Source organism: Streptomyces sp. NPDC058741, assembly GCF_042746715.1.
Classification (GTDB): Bacteria; Actinomycetota; Actinomycetes; order Streptomycetales; family Streptomycetaceae; genus Streptomyces.
This window is the reverse complement of record NZ_JBHYQH010000026.1, coordinates 70,556-88,491: the sequence shown is the minus strand read 5'-3', so window position 1 is coordinate 88,491 and position 17,936 is coordinate 70,556. Positions and strand designations below refer to the sequence as shown.

Sequence of the window (17,936 nt, the reverse complement as noted above, 5' to 3'; positions counted from 1 at the left end):
GCTGCGGTGACGGTGCCCACGGGCCACGCGAGTACGACTGGGCGGCGGCCCCGATCCGGCCCTGGCGACGGGAAGGCTGGGACCACTGGTTACTGGCGCGGCGCAGCACCACCGATTCCACGGACATCGCCTACTACATCTGCTTCTGCCCGGCCAGGACACCGCTGGAGGAACTTGCGCGGATCGCGGGATCGAGGTGGATGGTCGAGGAGTGCTTCCAGACCGCGAAGAACGAGACCGGGCTCGATCACTACCAGGTCCGCGGGTACACCGCGTGGTACCGGCATATAACCCTGTCCATGGCCGCCCTCGCCTTCCTCGCCATCTTGCGGGCAGAGGCAAAAAGGGGGATCCGAGCACCGGCGGAAATCAATCGCTCATACCCGTGACCATGAACGAAGCCCGACGGCTCTTCAACCGCATCTCCTCTCCGATGCGCCACCGAACCCAGCACGTACTCGCATGGTCACTATGGCGAAGAAGAAGCCAAGCACGAGCCCGCATCAGTCATTACCAACGCAGAGGGCATCACGGAGTGTCGTTGCAGTACAAAGCCACCACCGTGACGAGCCATTCTCTGCCGTCGATTAGCGTGTCGGCGTGAACGGTCGGGGTGATCGGTTCACCGTCGCTGTGGCGGATCTGCACATCGGTCGCCGACGTGCGCAGGGTGCGGATGCCGTGCGCGTCGGCCATCTCCACGATGGCGTCCCCGCTCTCCGATCCGGCGACCAGGACGGGATGGCCCGCCAGTTCGACGAGTGCCTCCTTCAGCGGCGCCTGCTCGTCGCAGACGTGCACGGACACGTCCTCGGCCGTCGGTACGAAGGTGCCGAGGGCGTTGCCGCGACTGACCACGAGCCGTACCTCCTCGCCGGTGAGCCACGGCCAGCGGGTGTTCTGCGCGAGGTGAGACCACGCCCGCCCGTAGTGCTTCTTGAAGGAGACGCTGAGGTGCGTCGGCACGTCGCCCCGGTGGAGGATCTCGCCGAGGTGCTTGACGGCCGCTCCGGCGTGCCGAGGGTCCTCCCAGCTCCGCAGCCCGCACCGGCGGAGCCTCGCGGCCGCGGCCTTGTCGGTGAGAAGCCGCCGGGTCGACAGCGGCAATGAGGGGACGAAGCCGGGTAGTTCCCCGTCGGCGCTGAACCACGCCTCGCCGGGGGTGACAAAGGCCGGCCCGTCCGACTCGGCGTCCTCCACCGGAAGCCAGGGCGTGCGACGGAGGAAGGACGCGAACGGTGTGGGCCAGGAGTGCTCGTCCCTCTTGTGCGGGTGCTCGGGCCGGTACACGGTGACGTCGAAGACCTCGTCGCCCCAGGTGCGGAGCCCCAGGATGAGCAGTTCGGCGAACTCCCGCCGTGTGGTGCGGCCGAGGTCTGCCACCTCGGTCGCTCCCGGGAGATGGGCCGGCGGCCGCTGGAACGCGTAGGGCGTCCACGGGTGGGCGAACTTGGTCCACCGGGACCGTACGTCCGCCGTCCACACAGGCCCCAGGTCGTCGCCGAGGCCGAACCGCTGGGCCAGGCCACGGGGTGCCAGATCGTTCCCCTGCTGGACTCCCAGGCGGTCCCCGACAACGGACAGCCGCAGTCCGTCGACCACGCCGACGGCCGTGAGGAATTCGAGGTACGCCTGCCGGTCCCGGACCAGCGCGGACCAGTCGTCGGGGCCGCTGATCCAGTGCCGCCGCTGGTCCGCCATCTCGGGGATCCGGGAACCGCCCGCTGCGAGGAACCTCTCCAGCCGTTGCGCGCCTTCGGTGCCCCACCCCGGTGAGTACGAGCAGCGTGCCGCCCTCGCCCAGCCGCCGTCGGCGAGCGGCACCCGGAAGGGGATCCGCGACAGCCGGTCGCGCTGCCCCGGCGTGAGCGCCGGGAACTGCCGCAGGGCGAAGGTGAGGGAGTCGCGGCTGAGGGCCGCCGAGGGCCGTGCCCCGAGCAGGTCGTGCAGCGCGTCAAGGACCTGGTCCAGCTGATAGGAGCGGACCAGCCCGCCCCGCAGCAGGAAGTCCCGTCCGGTGCTCTCCCAGGTGATGTCGGGGTGGGTGAAGGCGATGCGGCGGCGCAGCGCCTTGAGGTCGCCGGGGACGCGGGTGCTGGCGTCGTCGTGCTCGTCCCCGGGGTGGAAGAAGACGGTGCCTTCCTTCTGGCCCTTCTTCCCCTGCTCCGCCGCACCGCCGAGCGCAGGCCGCAGGCCGCCGTCCTGGTCGAGGACGATCCGTCGGCCCCGCAGCGCGGTGTGCTGGCCGGTGAAGTCCTGGGCCAGGTCGTTGTAGAAGTCCGCCCAGCCTGGGCTCGGCGACTCGCCACCTTCTGCCCGGATCTCCTCGGCCACCGCCTCGGCCCAGTCGGCGGTCCTGGCCAGCGGAGGTCGCAGGGCCCGGGAGACGACCGCCTTGGCCAGCCGGTCGGCGCGGGCGTGCCGGACCTGGCCCGCGGAGGCGGCCAGCAGATGGGCTCCGGCCCGGGCGAGCACCCCGGCGGTGAGGACCCGCCAGGGGCGTCGGCCGTCCGGCCAGGCGTAGGTGTCCCGCAGGGTGCCCCAGGACTCCCCGCCCTCCAGGGGGAGGAACGGCTCGACGGCGAGCCGCCCGTCCGCCGCCTTGCCGAGGCGGGCCGGGGTGTCCCAGCACATGAGGTCGAGGACGAGGTCCCCGGCGCGGGCTTGCGGGGTCTCGGTACGCAGGGGCGCAGGCCGAGAACGTGGTGGAGTTGGCCGGAAAACGTGGCTGGTGCCCCCTTGTTCGGGCCCGGGCTCGGTCAGATAGACGCCGGCGAGCGTGCCGTCGTAAGCCGCGGCCTGGGTCGCAGCCTCCAGGCTCGGGTAGTCCTTCCCTCCGACGTGGATCATCGGCTCGTAGTCCGCGCGAGTCAGTTCGCGCCCGACCCACCGGTGTGCGCAACGGCAGCGGTTTGATCTCGTTGCGGTCGCAGATCAACCATCCAGTCGCGCCGGGCGCCGCACTTCGGACACATCCCTCGGGGTGGGGGGCAGGGAGTTCGCCGATGCATGGCAGCCACCAGACGAGGACGTCGGTGACGAGTCCGCGGTGTCCAGTTCGCGCCATTGGATGGCCTGCTGGAGCAAGCATCGGTGTCGTGGCCAGCGCGCTCGGCCTGGTCCAGGGTGGCGGCGAGGGCGTCCCAGCCGGGCTCGATGCGTACGGAGTCGGCCTGCTCAGGCAGGGCGGTTTCGAGGGTGCCGACGTACCGCTCTCGTACGCGTTCGGGAAGGCGACGGCCGTGCTCGCGCATCGCGTGCATGGGGGCAGCGGCGGCTGATCGGTAGGCGCTGCGCAGGTGTTGTGCGGCTCGTTGGGCGGCGGCTGCCTGCTGGACGTGACCGCGGGCGGAGTGCCAACGTACGGCGGCGAACACGCCCTTTCAGGTCAATCACAGCTGGCACCGGCTGCGGCTGACCTCTTCCTGCTCGGTGACCTCATCGGCCGCTACGCGATCGGCAGCTACAGCAAGCTCGCTCCCTACGGCCGCACAGCGGCCCTCCGCGGGAGCCGTCAGGACGCTGCCGAGCGCGGGCACCGGATCACGACAGCCGTCCTTTACCACGTGGCCCATGCCGGCGGAACCGTCTGCATCCGATCCCCAGGGGCTGGCGTGCCCGGCCCAACGACCTCCCGGATTGTCATGCACATGAGCTGTTCGAGGCGCTACGCGATCGGACGCCCTGGCGCGGGTAACCAGAGCGGCTCACAAACATGTGCGTAAACTCAGTCAAAGAACGCGCCCTCAACGCAGGTGATCACGGATTCGTTGGGCGCTAGGCTGCCGAGGTCCGGAGGAAATCATGTCCGCAACCGCAGGGTCGCCCCCGGTTGTCGTCACCCTTGCGGAGATCGCCCGCATCGCGGGAGTTGGACGCGCCGCCGTCAGCAACTGGCGTCGACGGTACGACAACTTCCCCTCTCCTGTCGGCGGCACCGACACCAGCCCGCAGTTCTCCCTTCCACAAGTGGAGGAGTGGCTCAGGCGGGAGAACAAACTCAAGACGGCGCCGAACCCGCTCGACCGGCTCTGGCCGGAATACGAGTCCCTGGGGGACCGAGAAGCGACAGGCCTGCTGGTGGCCCAGGTGGGACTCCGACAGAGCGGTGTCACGCCAGGCAGGCCGGCGGCGGGGTCGCTCGTTGATCAGCGTCAGAACCGCCTCCTGGAGCGCACTCTCGAACTGGCTGATCCGGACGAGGAGCAAAGGCCCTTCGACTTCCTTCTGGAGCGGTGGCTCCGTACGCACGTACGGCAGATCACGACGACTCCCGTGCAACTGGCCGAGCTCATGGCGCAAGCCGCAGCCATGAACCACCCAGGCCCTGTACGGACCGTGCTGGATCCGGCCTGCGGGGCGGGGACGTTGCTCGTCGCAGCCGGCCGGCAGTGGGGTGCTGACCGTGCTGCGGGATTGCGTTTCCTGGGCCAGGACAGCGACGCAGTTCTGGTGGAGCTGGCCAAGGCACGCCTCGCGGTCGGCGGGTTCACCGAGCGTGACCTGTCCAACGTATCGTTGGCAGCGGGTGACACGCTACGGGCCGATGCCCATTCCGGAGCACAGGCCGACGTGCTCCTTTCCGACCCGCCGTCGAACGAGCGTGGCTGGGGCCACGCGGAACTCGCCACAGACCCGCGCTGGGTCTATGGGCAGCCTCCGCGCACCGAGCCGGAACTCGCCTGGGTTCAGCATGCCGCGGCAGCTCTGGCTCCTGGCGGCGTCGCGGTTCTCGTGCTGCCGCCCGCTGTGGCGGCGCGCCGCGCGGGCCGCCGGATCCGGGCCGGTCTCCTGCGGTCCGGCGTGCTCCGGGCCGTGATCGCCCTGCCTCCCGGTGCCGCCCCGCCCTACGGTGTCGGACTGCATCTGTGGATCCTGTGCGCGGACGGCGCCCTCGGCCGGGGCGGAGCGGACGCCGCAGAGCTCACCTTCGTGGACACCACACACGCCGCTCGTCCCGTGACCGCCGACAGGGGCGGCGTCGACTGGTCCGCCGTGACGGAGCAGATCCTGGGGGTCCTCGGCGGCACAAGCACGGTGGGAAGCGTCTCGGTGCCCGTGGTCGACCTGCTGGACGACCAGGTAGACCTCACGCCTGCACGGCGTGTTCCGAGGACACGGGCCGCCACCATCGTCGACATCAGGCGCCTCTGGACGCGGTTCGACGCGCACATGAGGGAACTGCGCGATGCCACCGACGCCCTGTCCGCACTCGTACCCGCGGACGGCGGCGAGACGGTCCCGCTCATCAGCGTCGGCGAGCTCGAACAAGCCGGAGCCCTGGAGATCCGGACCGGGCAGGGCCTGCCGGAGTCACTGGTGCGCCGCGGGGAACGCCAGGAAAACGAGGAGCACGTCCTCACGGGTGCTCCGCTGTCCGGGCAGGCGCAGCTGTGGCTTCCGGCGGCGGTGGTCGCGGCGGGCGAGCGGGATGGCTCGCTCACGGTCACAGCGTCCCAGGACGTCATCGTCTCAGTGCTGGCGCGGGCCTTCGACGTACGGGTGGACACCGACGCCCCGTCCGTCCTGGGGCCCCAGCTCGCGGCGCTCAGGGCGAATCCCGCGGTCCTCGACCCATGGTTCCTGTCCGGCTGCTTGCGTGCCCCGGCCAATGTGCACAGGGCCGGCACGCACGCGTCCACCACGTCACGCATCGACGTACGGCGTCTGCACATTCCAAGGCTCTCACTGGAGGAACAGCGACGGTACGGGGAGATCCACCGGAAGATCACCGCCTTCGAACGCGAGATGACCGATATGAAGAGCGTGGGCGGCGAGTTGAGCCGGGCGCTGGGGGACCTGCTGGCCGCTGGGCATCTTCCCCGGAGCTGATCCGGCTACAGCTCGGGAAGCCGGACGAGGAGGTCGGTCATCTCCGCTTGGTAACCGGATTCCGCCAGCTCGAAGGCGACCTCGCGACAGCGGCTCGTCAGCCGGCCAGAATCCGGTACGGCGACGAGCGGCAGGCTGTGCACCACTGCGCGCCAGCCGCTGAACGCCCCGGCGAAGTCCCCCTCGGGCATCAGGCACTCGGCGATCCCGAGGCGGGCCTCCAGCACGAGAGGATCCGAGGGGTCTCCGTTCCCGGCCACGTGCTGGTACTGCTCCTTCGCCTCACCCGTACGACCATCCAGTCGAGCGGCATCGGCACACACCAGCCGCCCTTCCAGGACGATCGGCTCGGGGGCCCCCAGTCCGCCACCGCCTTGGGCAGCAGGTCGTGGAGCTCGGCACAGCAGGCACCAGGACCGTCGGCGAGCAGTTCCGCCCGGGCCTGGGCGATCCGTCCCGCGAACTGGTTGCGCCCCAGCCACCCGCCACGACGGCGGAGCGGACGCCGCGCTACGGCACGGGGGGTGGGCCGCGTGTCCGGCGGGCCGGCCACCGCACTCTCCCGCAGGCGATAGCGTGCGGTCGGGTCCGGAGCCAGTTCCGGATCCGGAGCCGGGTCGCCCGGCTCCGGCAGGAAGTCACGCAGGACGTCCAGCACCTCGTCTATGGTGCCGGGGCGGTCCGCCGGAGTCTTGGCGAGGAGGTCCCAGACCAGGTCGTCCAGTTCCTCGGGAATGCCGACGTTGATGCTCCGCAGGCGCGGCGGCAGGTCCTCGAGGTGCTGGGTGCTCTTGTTCCGGTCCGGCTTGTCCTCGAAGGGCCGCTCGCCGGTGAGGAGTTCGAAGAGCACACAGCCGAACGCGTAGAGGTCCACCGAGGCGGAGATGTCCTGCTGGCTCCGCAGCTGCTCCGGGGCCATGTACCCGGCGCTGCCCGGGGTCTCACCCAGCGCGGTGTAGCGGGTCGCATCGGGATCGGTGAGGTGAGCGATACCGAAGTCCAGCAGCTTCACCGCTCCGTCCGCGCAGGCGATGACCACGTTGCCCGGTTTCAGGTCGCGGTGCACCACGCCGTTCGTGTGCGCGTGTGCCAGGGCTTCGGCAACCTGGACGGCGACGGCGACAGCGGCGTCAAACGGGAACGGCCGACGCGTGTCCAGGAATTCGCGCAGGCTGACCCCCTCGACGTATTCCATGACGAGGTAGGGCTCCTCGCCCAGGTAGCCACGGTGCAGCAGACGCGGGATCCCGGGGTACTTCAGCTCCTCGAGGATCGCACCCTCGCGTTCGAACCGTTTCAGCAGCTCGACCCGGTGTCGCGCGCGCTCTGCGGGGGTGAACCGGCCCTGCGTGTAAGCATCGAGCCGCAGCACCTTGACCGCGGCCAACTGCCTGGTCACCAGATCGGTGGCCGTCCAGATGGTGCCCATGCCGCCCTGGTCGAGCGCTTCCTCGACTCGGTAGCGGCCGTCGAGGACTTCCCCGGCTTCCACGCCTCACCCCCGGCTGTTCATGACACGGTGTCAGCCACACTGTAGCGGTTCACGGATCACACCGAGTGAATCGCTTGACCGAGTTCACAGAAATGCGCTTCCCTGGATGTGTTGGCGCTCTCGTCCCACAACACCCGTAAGGGGTGCATCGTGCCGCTCCACCTGCCTCCGCCCGGAACGAACGGAGACATCCGACTCATCCGCACCTCGCTGCCACTGCTGCGCGAGGACCCTCAGGACTGCCCGCGCGGCAACGCCCTGCGCGCCAGGGCGTTGCTCGCCCAGGTTCCGCCGCGCCGGCGGGGGAAGCCCGTCGAGGACTTCGCCCTTGGGCCGGTCATGAGCGTCCTGGACGCGGTCGAGCATGAGGGAGAGGATACCGAAAGCGCCTTGACGCGACTTCTGAAGCATCAGAAGTATCATGCCGGGCACGTAAGTTGGGCAGAATCAGCCGTTCGGTCCTACCTGCTGGCGCGCGCGGAGCGCGAAGCGCAGCGGCACGCGCTCAGGCGTCCGCCGACCCTGCCGGTCCGCGCCCAGTGGACAGCCATCACCGAGAGCGAGGTACCGGACGCCCGCGGGGCGATCCGCTACGAGCGCACGGCGTGGGGACGACGGTACGCGTCCGCCGACGGGTCGGAGCGCGAGATGTGGCTGCTGTCCGTGAATTCCGTCAAGGGGGACCGGCCGCCCGCCGAAATCGCGGAAGCGGCGGCCGTGGCAGCGACGGGCATCCCCTCCCGGTCGGCCTTCCGGGACATCTTCCGTCCCGCCGCCGGCAGCACCGTGCGCCCGAAGCGGGTCCGAATCATCGGCATCGGCTGCGGCAGCGGCGATCACGACGTGCTGGCCGACTGGACTGCCGACGAGGCCGAGCGGCGGTTCACCGAGCACGCCAAGCCCGTGCTGCGTCGGGTGATCGAGGGCGACCGGCTCAACCCCGGTTCCAGCTGCACGCGCTGCGAAGGTCTGGCTGCCTGCGCGCAGCCGCCCCGGGCTCCTGGCGTTCTCGGGGTTACCGGGCCGCGCCGCCCCCGCGCCCGCCGCTCCGTGTCCGCGAGCGACCTGCGCGTCCATGCGCGCTGCCCGGCGCAGTTCCACCTCACCCGCGTACTGCACCTGAAGTCCGGGGACCCGGAGAGCGAGCCCATCCGCAGGGGACGTGCCGTCGACGAGTGGCTCAACCTCCGTCACGGGAACGGATGCTGCCGCACAGCCCCCCTCCCGGACGCCCTTCCTGGCCTCTCCTCCGCCGAACTGCCGACCGCCCTCGCCCTGCTCGCCGAGCACCAGCGGGCCTGCCCTCTCGACGGCCTGCCGTCCGACGAGGCCGTACGGGTGCAGCCGCGCCTGACCGCGTACGACCCCGAACTGGACGTCGTCCTGATCGCCGACCCCGACCTCCTCTACACCCGCTCCGGAGGCTGGATCTGGCACGAGACGAAGACGGCTGCAAAGCCTCCCTGGGAGGGACGCGCGTTGATGGAGACGTACGCACAGCTCGCCTTCGCGGTGCTGATGATGTCCGCAGGAGTACCCAGTGGTGATCCGCGCCGGTCGCTGATCGAGCTGGAGGTGCTGTACCTGGACGCGGAAGGCACCGGGAAGTCGCGCTGCGAGGAAATCGATCCCGGTGATCCGGACACCCTGGCCGAAGCACGCCGCATCATCGCCGAACTCGCCGGCCCCTGGGCGGTGGACGAGACCTACGCGCCGAAGCCCGGCGGTCACTGCGGCGGCTGCGACATGATCACCCACTGCGCGGCCGGCCGCGCGCATCTGGAGGCACGGTGACCGCGACGATCGGCAACGGAATGCCGCCGCACGACACCAACTGGTCCGCCCATCGCGGCATTCCCCTGATGCGCACGCTGGCCACCGCTCTCACAGTGCTCGACGCGGCCACCGGCCCTGATGCCTTCACCCTGCCCTATCCGCCCGAGGTGCAGCGCGCCCTCGACCGGACGGTGCTGGCCTGCCTGGAGCGCGGGGCCGAACCTCCGGTGAGCCTTCCGGACCTGCTGTCGTGGTGCCGCGAGCGGCCGGTGGCCGACTGGCCGGTGGACCTGCCGGCCGAGGCGGCCGGGCCGGACGATCTGCTGCTCGACCCCGACTCCTCACGCCCGACCGAGCTGTGCTACGAGTGGGCGGAGCAGTTCTCCGACAGCGCGCTGGTTCTCTACGACCGTGAGATCGTCCGCGCCGCGCTGCGTTTGTGCCGCGAGTACGGCGAGGAGGACGCGTACACCGAGTTCCGGCGGCTCCTGGTCACCCGGCCCGTCCTCACCTCGGCCGAGGAGTGGGCCGTGTCGTTGGACCATGTGCTCGACCCGGTGAAGGAGCTCCTGAGCCGCATCTATCGCCCCGTCCCGGACAGCTATCTGCGCGGTGACGTCTACGCGACCTGCGGCCGGTGTCTCACCCTGCTGACGCCGCTGCCCGATGGCGGCTGGTGGTGCGAGCGGGACCGCTGCCGCCGGCGGGGCCGGCCGCCGGTGGGGCGTCGCATCCCGCAGGAGGAGGCCGGTGAACTGCTCCAGCTGGCCAGGCCGTTGCGTCAGTTCGTCACCGGTCCGGGGCGGGCGGAGGTGCAGCTGGAAGGGCGGCTCACCGGGCTCGGGCTGAAGGTCCGGATGTGGCCGGCGTACGACGCCTACGACATGCACGTCACCTTCCCCGACGGCTGGGTCTGGGCGGTGGACGTGAAGGACTGGGCCCACCCGGCGTTCCTGGGGCGGGCCGCCCGTCCGGTACCTCAGGAACCCCGGTACGACGAGGCGTTCTGGGTGGTGCCGCAGGACCGCGTCGACGACCGGCCGGGCTACATCGCCACGTACGAGCGCAACCGCCCGGCAGTCGCGCGCCGTGTTCCGTTACTCACCGACACTCACCTGCTCGCCCGCGCCGAGGACCGGCTCGCGCGGGTCTGCGGAGCCACGCGTAAGGAGGAGACCGGGGATGCGTGACCGCGACAGCTGGCACCACCCGGTCAGCCGGGAGGTCGCCCGCTTGTGGGACGAGGTTCCCGACGAACTCGGCGATGTGAAGCCCGGCCTGCTGTGCCAGGCGGAACTGGCCCTGCGGATCCTGGAGCGCATCGCGCCGGACGAGCCCGCCCGCGGTGCCTACGTCCTGCTCGGCGGTTACGAGTTCGCCGCCGCCCGGGGATACGTGTCCTGTCCCGAGCACGAGGTCATGCTCGGCGCGGGCCGTCATCTGCTGTGGCACCTGCGCCGCGGCCGCGCCTGGGAGCGCACGCTGGAGACCTACCGGGCCCTGCCGGACCGGCTGCGGGCCTATGAGGTCCTCGCGCTCGAGCGGCCGGCGCGACGGCGCGAGCCGACCGTCGCCTCGGACCGGTTCGCCGTGTACGAGGCCGCCCTCGCCGCCCTGCCCCCGTTGGCCCGCAAGGAGCTGCCCCTGGCCCCGGGGGGGCGCGCCACCTTCGTCGACCGACGCCGGCCCGCCTCCGTGACGCTGCCAGAGGAACTGCGTCCCGACCCGGTTCCCGGTCATGATCCGGAGGTGGGACGGCCGGGAAACGGTGAGCCCCTCACGGTCAGCCGGGCCGACCTCGTCGAGACCGCCCAGTGGATGGACGCGACGGAGCGGGAGAACGAGGTCGAGAACCCGGGTCACTGGGAGGACCGCCTCACCGAGCTGCACATCTTCCCGCGTGATGCGGACGGGCTGGGCTTTTCGCAGGAAGGCGATCTCCACCTGGACGGGCTGCTGCACCTGGCCGGCATGGTCGGTGCGGGCAAGTCGACCTTGATGACGCTGATCGCGGTCTGGGGAGCCCGCCGGACTCCGGCGCTTCGCACCACGCTCGTCGTGGGCGACGTGGCCGAACAACTGCGTCTGACCGCTCTGCTCCGCGATCTGGGGCTGACCGCCACGCTGGTGCTGGGTCTGACCACGCGGGAGACGCATGTGCAGCGGCTGCACCGACGGCTCGCCTCCCGCGGCGTGCACAACGTGCTGGACCACGACGACCCGGGCTTCGACCACCTGAGCACCGTCTGCGTGGTGGACGCCCTGCGCGGCACCGAGGCGGCACAGCCCCTGCGGTTCGCGGACGCGCCGTGCACCTCGCTCTACCCGGAGAAGAAGCGCACTCGCGACGAGAACCCGGATTCCGGCGCGCTGCCCGAGCCCTACCGGCCGGGACAGCGGCGGTCCCCGTCCGAGGGCGACCGCCCGGCGGAGGTGAAGGGATCCCCGCACGGGTGCCCCCTGTGGTACGCGTGCCCGCGTCACCGTGCGGCCCGGGAGCTGGTCGACTCTCTGATCTGGGTGGCCAACCCGGCAAGTCTCGTGCAGTCGGCCGTGCCGCGCCACCTAAGCAAAGAGCGGCTGCGCCACCTGGAACTGGCCTGCCTGCGCAGCGACATCATCGTCGTGGACGAGGCCGACTCGGTGCAGATGAAGCTGGACGAGATCTTCGCGCCGTCGGCGACGCTGGTCTCTCCCGGCCCCGAGTCCTGGCTGGACCAGGTGCAGACCCACCGTATCGAGGAGCTGTCCCGGCAGGGCCGGCTGCCGCTCACCGACCAGGAGGTCGAGCGCTGGTCCGCCTCGCTCACGATTGTCCATGCCGCCACGGACCGCCTGTACAAGCTGCTGATCTCCGACGCCGACCTGCGCGAGTGGGCCGACATCGAGTACTTCAGCCCCTGGACGCTCCAGGAGAAGCTGCTCGGCTCCTGGTTCGCGCAGGACTCCGATGCCGGCGCCCCGGACGGCGTGTCCGACGAATCGGAGCTGTACGAGGCGTACGAGGACGACGTTCCGGAGCCCGAGTCGGCCGGGCCGGAGGTGGACGCCCACCGGGGCGAACTGACCGAGCGGTTCGACGACTTCCGGGATGATCCCCTGGGCGGCCGGAGCCCGTACGGCAATCTGACGGACGAACTGGTGCGTCTCGTTCAGGACCTGCTGACCACACTGTCCTCCTCAGGCACGCGTGAGCGGGTCCTCGCCGTGCTGCGCCCGCTGCTCGCGGACACCCCCGCGTCCGTGCGGGCCCAGGACGAGGCGTGGCTCGATCTGACGGCCCGGCGCCTGGAGTTCATGCTGCTGCTCAGCGCCCTGCACCAGCGTCTCGAACGGCTGGTCTTCCTCTGGCCTCAGGTGGAGGCCGCCCTGCACCTGGACTCGACCGGCAACGAGCTGTCCCGCCGTCCGCCGCTCGACTACGCCCCGCTGGTCCCGGAGGCTCCGATGGGCAACGTCCTGGGGTTCCAGTACCTGCCGGACGAGCGGGAACGCGATGTCGAGGGGCGGCACAGCGGCACCCTGCGCTTCTTCAGGTGCGCGGGTGTGGGTCGCGAACTCCTGCTCTCCCTGCCCGACGTGGGTGCCGACCCTGGCCGCGGCCGCAGGGGTCCGCACGTCGTGCTGATGTCCGGCACCAGCTGGGCGGGCACCTCGACACGCGCGCACGTGGTCGCCCCGGTGGGTGCGGTGCTCACCCCGTCGCCACGGTCCCTCAAGGCCGTGAGCGAGTCGGAATTCAGTACGCACTTCCTGTACGACGACGAGGGGCGCCCCCTGAGCCTGTCGGGCACCGAGCCGAAGGCCCGGCCCGCGGCCTGCCGGGCGATGGTCAGCCGGCTCGGGTCGCCCGGCCGGGGCGGTGCCCCGAGCCCGTTGGAGCAGGAACTGGCCAGGGTCGCCGACAGCCGCCGGCGCCGGGCGATCCTCCTGGTGGGCAGCTACAAGGAGGCGCACACCGCGGCGGAGGTCCTGCACGAGATGGAGCGCTGGCACGGCCGCGTGCGGGTGCTGGCCGCCGACGACGCGGACCTGGAACAGGCCGTACGCGGCTCGGCACCGCCTAAGCCGGAAGCGGAGCGGGTCACGGCGCTGCGCCGGGGTGATCTCGCCACGTTCGCCCAGGACTCCACGGCGGAGATCCTCGTGGCCCCGCTGATGGCGGTGGAACGCGGGCACAACATCCTCAACGCCCAGCGCAACGCGGCTTTCGGCACGGCCTTGTTCCTCGCCCGGCCGCATCCGCGCCCGGACGACCTCTCGCTGGCCGTGTTCGCGATCAACGACTGGGCGGCCCGTTTCGCCCGCGACGAACCCGGGCTGCCGCAGGGCACGTTCGGCAAACTGGTCATGGCCGCGACGGACCTGGACGCGGCCGGGCGGGCCTTCCGGCACGTGGCGCGCGCCGAGTGGCGCCGGCTGCTGTCCCGCCGCTACATCTACTCCCGCCTGTCCGACCACGAGAAGACGTCCTTCGCCTGGGACCAGCTGGTGACGATCTGGCAGGTCATCGGCCGTCTGGTGCGGGGCGGGGTGCCCGCCCGCGTGGTCTTCGTGGATGCCCGGTTCGCGCCGCGTACGGCCGAGTTGCTCTCACCCGGCGCCGCGGCGGCGCCGCTGCCGCGGGAGGACGGCCTGCTGACCGGTCTGCGGGACGTGCTCGCCCCCTACTTCGCGGAGGGCGCGCCGCCGCCCGACTGCCCCGATCCGGCGGACCCCGCGGTCGCCCGGCTGCTATACGCGCCGCTGTACAAGGCGCTGCGCGAGATCGAACACCGCACGTCCTGACCTTCACCAGAGAGGACCGGCCCATGGCTCGCCCTTACGACTCCATCCGCACCGCCGCCGCACGTCCCGTCTCCTCGGACGCCTCGGTGGTCGAGCGGTACCGCGCGCTGTCCTTTCCCGAGGAGTGGACCGGGGCGCTGCTGGCTCTGTGCAACGCGGGTCGTGACAAGCCGCTGGAGAGGGTGCCCACGTTCCGTATGGACCAGGTCGTGCAGGCGCTCGCCCCCGACGTCCTGGTGCGGCCCCGTCCCAACCGCCACCGCGGGGAGGGCCGGGACTTCTGGCTGTACGCCCCCGAGGACGTGCCCGATCCGCTGCCCGACGTGGCGTTCAGGGGGCTTCTCGCCACCTGGCTGAAGGACCTGCGGCCGGAGCCCGAGTTCCGCTCGCTGCTGTCCGAGGCCCGCTCGGCGCTGCTGGAGAACCCGCCCCGGTGGCAGGAAGGAGTACCGGTCGAGCTGCTGCGTCAGGAGCGGCCCACCGACGGTGGCACGGCCGCGCCGGAGCCGCGCCAGTTCCACTTGTCCACCGACTGGCTGGCCCGGCGGATCCTCTCCCTGGAGCCCTACGACTTCGGGGGCGGGCGGCTCCGTTTCCGGGCGATGCCGCGCGGCCCGATGGACCGGGGCGCCGAACTCGTCTCGCAGGCGGTGGAGTTCGAGGGGAGCCGGGGTTCCGAATGGTTCTCCGTCGTTCTGAACATCACGTTGCAGACGGTGCCGTTCGACCCGCTGCCCCGCTTCCATGTGCACAGTCATATCCGCCGGTACGCGACCCGGGTGAGTGCCAGGACGAGGCGGCTGTACCTGCCGTTCGGCCGCCGCACCACGGTGCTGCTGCGCCCGCGGGTGCCGTGGCTGCCCGGAGCACCGGCGAGCGACCGGTTCGCCGTGGCGCGGCTCGCCTGGAGCCGCGGTGGGTATGACTGGGTCGGGGGCGGGCCCACCGGGATGCTGCGGAACATGTCCCTCACGGAGTCGTTCCCGGACGCCGACGCCATCCTCACCGACCCGGCCGGCTGGCTCGCGGACGACATGCGCGCGGCCGTCCTCTACAGCACGGCCATGGGGACGCACGAGGTCGGAGCCGGCCTGATGACCGACCAGCGCTCGAAGATCGTGGAATGGGCACTGCAGGCACTTCCGGAACAGCTGGAGCCGGTGCCCGCGCTGGCGCGCACCCGCCTGTCGGGCAGCACGCCCGGCAACCCCCGCCAGGAACCCTCCAAGGAACCGGCGAAGGCCGAGGAGGAGCGCAGGCGCGCCCAGGCCCGGCGGCACGGCACGGCGTTCGCGCTGCGCCATCTGCCCCAGGACCTCGCCCCGGGCGAACTCCCCACCCTGGAGGCGCGGTTGCTGTGGCAGACCCCGGTGATGCGGGACACCGCGGTCAACGCGCTCGTCACGCACCTCGATCTCAAGGGTGACGGCGGCGCGCCGGCTGCCGAGGAGGCCTATGACGGGACGGTGGTCCTTCAGTGGGAGTCCCCCGAGCTCACCGTGCGCCTGCGCTGCCGCAGGCTCTCCCGCTCCCTTGGCCAGGACCTCGCCCTGCCGGAGGGGACCCGGCACTCCCGGGCCACGGTCACCACGGCGATCCGCGATCGCCGCCGGGAGATGACGGCCTTCCTTGCCGAGGAGGGCGTCTCCTCACCCGCGCCCACGCTCGCCCTGGTGGAGATCGACCGGGCCAAGGACTTCTCGTCCCCCGGCCACGACGCGAAGTTCGCGCTGCGGCTGGGCTGCGCGGACGCCTGCGTGCTCACGCAGTTCATGGCCGTGCCGAAGAAGGCCCAGGGCTACAACAGCGAGAAGAACAAGGAGTTCCGGGCGGCGAAGGCCTGGGACGACGGACTGCGACAGCTGGGTGTGCGGGTCCACCCCGAGCACAGCCTCGGTGAACACCTGCCCGGCGGCCTGCGGTACGCGGCGGTGTGGATGGTGCGCAAGAACCGGCGCAGCCGCACCCGGTGGGCAGGGCATGTGCCCGTCGCCGTGCTGGTCACGCCGGAGCCCTCCGGTGAGGGGTTGGCCCGGGTGGAGGGTTGGGACGACGAGGCGCGTGCCTGGGTGCCGTACCCGGTGATGCTGCTGAAGTTGACCAGGCAGTGCGAGGTACCCAAGGACCTCGGCCCCGCGCCGCGCGACGGCGAGGCCCCGGTGAACCGGCCGTCCTGGTGGGCGGACATGGCTCAGCAACGTCGGGAGACCGAGGAGTGGCTCCAGCGGGTGCGCCGCACGCTGCGCGGTACGCCGACCGTGCTGCTGGCCCACGGGCAGAACATGCGCTCGCACTGGACGTGGCTGCAGGACGGCACCGTGGTGGCGGACAAGTTCCGCGACGGCCACGCCCCCGCGCGCCGCCTGGATCCGGACCTGCGGCTGGTGCGGGTGCGTACGGCGCGCAACCGGGAGACCGCCCAGTGGTGGGGCGTGAACCCTGGCGGCCCCAATGGCCTGGCCGCCCACCTGTGGACGGACCCGGCCGCGGACCCCGACGAGGCCCGCGTCTTCTGGTCCACCACACCCAAGGCCCGCACCTTCAAGCTGTCGGTGGCCGCCGACAAGCTGGCGCCCCGCGTCAATACCAAGGGCAAGGTGACCATCGACACGGACAAGGCCGCGTGGAACCCCGGACTGGTGGAGATCGCCGTTCTGGGGTGCCACCCCGGCGACGGTGACCTTCCTGAGGCGCTCGCGCTCGCCGCGCACCAGCTTCGGCAGGCCCCCGACCTGCCGGACGCGCTGAGCCTGCCGTTGCCCCTGCACCTCGCGGGGCTCGCCCAGGAGTACGTGCTGCCGACCCAGAGCGAGGACGGCGGGGACAGCGACGACGCCCACGACTCCGTCGCCGACGCCGACCCGGACACGGGGGCGGCACCGGGCGTCGAGACGGCTCCCGATCCGGAGGAGGCGGACTGGGAGCAGCTCGCTCTGGTCATCCCGGCGCAGCCCGCCCCTGAGGAAGAGTTGAAGGAGACCGAGCCGCGCTGAGGCCCGGCCCGCTACTGCGCCCCGTCCGCCTCCCTGGCCCACTGGCGGACGGGCCGCGCGTCCGGTGCCATGGGGAATCGGAACGGCCGGCACGGATCGGCCTCGGTCCAGGGCACCAGGGCCCGCTCCGGGTTTTCGGGCGCTGGCAGGTGAGCGGCGAGACGCCGGTACACCTCACCCGCGTGTGCGGGGCGGTCTTCCGGTTTCTTGGCGAGGAGCTCCAGGATCAGACTTTCGACGTCCTTCGGGGCCTCTGGCCGCAGCGCACGCAGCGGTTCAGGCGTGGCCTCGGTATGCAGGCCCGGCACCATCAGCGGTGACTCGTGCTCGAAAACCGGTCGGCCGGTCAGCATTTCGTGGATCAGGCAGCCGAGGGCATAGAGGTCCGTGCGCCGGTCCACGGGCTCGCCCAGCACCTGTTCCGGCGCCATGTACTGGAGGCTGCCGAGCCGTTCTCCGGTCGTGGTGAGCTTGGTGTCCGCGTCGAGGATGGCGGCGACACCAAAATCCAGCACCTTGACCACGCCGTCGGTGCGGATGCGCACGTTGCCCGGTTTGAGGTCCCGGTGGACGACGCCCCGAGTGTGTGCGGCGGCCAGCACCGAACAGATCTGCGCCCCGACGGCCGCGGCCTCCTCGAGGCTGAGCCTCTCGTGCTCCGCGATATAGTCCGCGAGATCCAGTCCCTGGACGTACTGCATGACCAGGTAGTGCGTGCCGGTCTCGACACCCAGGTCGTACACCGCGGCGAGGCCGGTGTGGTCGAGCCTGGCGACCGCCTTTGCCTCGCGCTCGAAGCGGGCCGCGTCCTGCGCGACCTGCCGAGCAGTCAGCCCGCCACTGGGAGTCATCGTCTTGACGGCGACGCCTCGGCCCAGGTGTTCGTCGTCCGCCATCCACACCTGGCCCATACCGCCGTGGCCGATGGGGCTCTTGATGCGGTATCGCTTGGCGATGAGCGTTCCGATGTCCATAGGTGACTGAGTGTGCCACTGTCATACACGAGGGGGCACGACACCCCCCTCAAGGGCAGTTCACACATCCCAAAAATCCAA

General features: G+C 71.1%; 10 protein-coding genes and 1 pseudogene. 7 read left to right on the top strand and 4 right to left on the bottom strand.

Going from position 1 to position 17,936, the window contains the following annotated elements; genetic code table 11:
• Window positions 1–389 (top strand): annotated as a pseudogene (locus ACFW6P_RS21255) (IS701 family transposase); the annotation flags it as partial.
• Between the two features lie 139 nt (window positions 390–528).
• On the opposite strand, the gene ACFW6P_RS21250 reads toward ACFW6P_RS21255, so the two are convergent.
• Window positions 529–2,850, bottom strand: coding sequence for a hypothetical protein (locus tag ACFW6P_RS21250; RefSeq protein WP_386424370.1), 2,322 nt, complete (start codon window positions 2,848–2,850; stop codon window positions 529–531).
• A 248-nt stretch (window positions 2,851–3,098) separates the two neighbouring features.
• On the opposite strand from ACFW6P_RS21250, the gene ACFW6P_RS21245 reads away from it, so the two are divergent.
• Both ACFW6P_RS21245 and ACFW6P_RS21240 read left to right on the top strand, forming a co-directional pair.
• Window positions 3,099–3,281 carry a hypothetical protein gene (locus tag ACFW6P_RS21245; RefSeq protein ID WP_386356546.1) on the top strand — a complete coding sequence of 61 codons (183 nt, stop codon included), beginning with the start codon at window positions 3,099–3,101 and terminating at the stop codon, window positions 3,279–3,281.
• Window positions 3,282–3,804: 523 nt separating this feature from the next.
• On the top strand, window positions 3,805–5,832 hold the full coding sequence (locus ACFW6P_RS21240; RefSeq protein ID WP_386356549.1) for an N-6 DNA methylase: 2,028 nt from the start codon (window positions 3,805–3,807) through the stop codon (window positions 5,830–5,832).
• A gap of 5 nt (window positions 5,833–5,837) precedes the next feature.
• Here ACFW6P_RS21240 and ACFW6P_RS21235 read toward each other — a convergent pair whose 3' ends face one another.
• On the bottom strand, window positions 5,838–6,059 hold the full coding sequence (locus ACFW6P_RS21235) for a hypothetical protein (RefSeq protein ID WP_386356552.1): 222 nt from the start codon (window positions 6,057–6,059) through the stop codon (window positions 5,838–5,840).
• Window positions 6,023–7,324, bottom strand: a complete 1,302-nt coding sequence (locus tag ACFW6P_RS21230) for a serine/threonine protein kinase (RefSeq protein WP_386424369.1) — start codon at window positions 7,322–7,324, stop codon at window positions 6,023–6,025. Before ACFW6P_RS21230 ends, ACFW6P_RS21235 begins: the two co-directional genes overlap by 37 nt.
• A 390-nt stretch (window positions 7,325–7,714) precedes the next feature.
• Here ACFW6P_RS21230 and ACFW6P_RS21225 point away from each other — a divergent pair, with 390 nt between their 5' ends.
• From ACFW6P_RS21225 to ACFW6P_RS21210, 4 genes are read left to right on the top strand one after another with little or no spacing between them, the layout of a single operon-like run.
• A complete protein-coding gene (locus ACFW6P_RS21225) occupies window positions 7,715–9,118 on the top strand; it encodes a PD-(D/E)XK nuclease family protein (protein WP_386424367.1) in 1,404 nt (467 codons plus the stop codon).
• Window positions 9,115–10,290 (top strand): hypothetical protein, encoded by a 1,176-nt coding sequence (locus ACFW6P_RS21220; protein WP_386356561.1) that lies wholly within the window; start codon window positions 9,115–9,117, stop codon window positions 10,288–10,290. The genes ACFW6P_RS21225 and ACFW6P_RS21220 overlap by 4 nt, the downstream gene beginning before the upstream one ends.
• On the top strand, window positions 10,283–13,888 hold the full coding sequence (locus ACFW6P_RS21215; RefSeq protein WP_386356564.1) for a hypothetical protein: 3,606 nt from the start codon (window positions 10,283–10,285) through the stop codon (window positions 13,886–13,888). Before ACFW6P_RS21220 ends, ACFW6P_RS21215 begins: the two co-directional genes overlap by 8 nt.
• Before the next feature lie 23 nt (window positions 13,889–13,911).
• Entirely contained in the window at window positions 13,912–16,881 is a 2,970-nt protein-coding gene (locus tag ACFW6P_RS21210) for a pPIWI_RE module domain-containing protein (RefSeq protein ID WP_386356567.1), read from the top strand.
• A gap of 11 nt (window positions 16,882–16,892) precedes the next feature.
• Here the strand turns inward: ACFW6P_RS21210 and ACFW6P_RS21205 are convergent, their stop codons facing one another.
• Window positions 16,893–17,855: a serine/threonine-protein kinase gene (locus ACFW6P_RS21205; RefSeq protein ID WP_386356570.1), complete on the bottom strand. Its 963-nt coding sequence runs from the start codon at window positions 17,853–17,855 to the stop codon at window positions 16,893–16,895.
• Window positions 17,856–17,936: the final 81 nt, after the last annotated feature.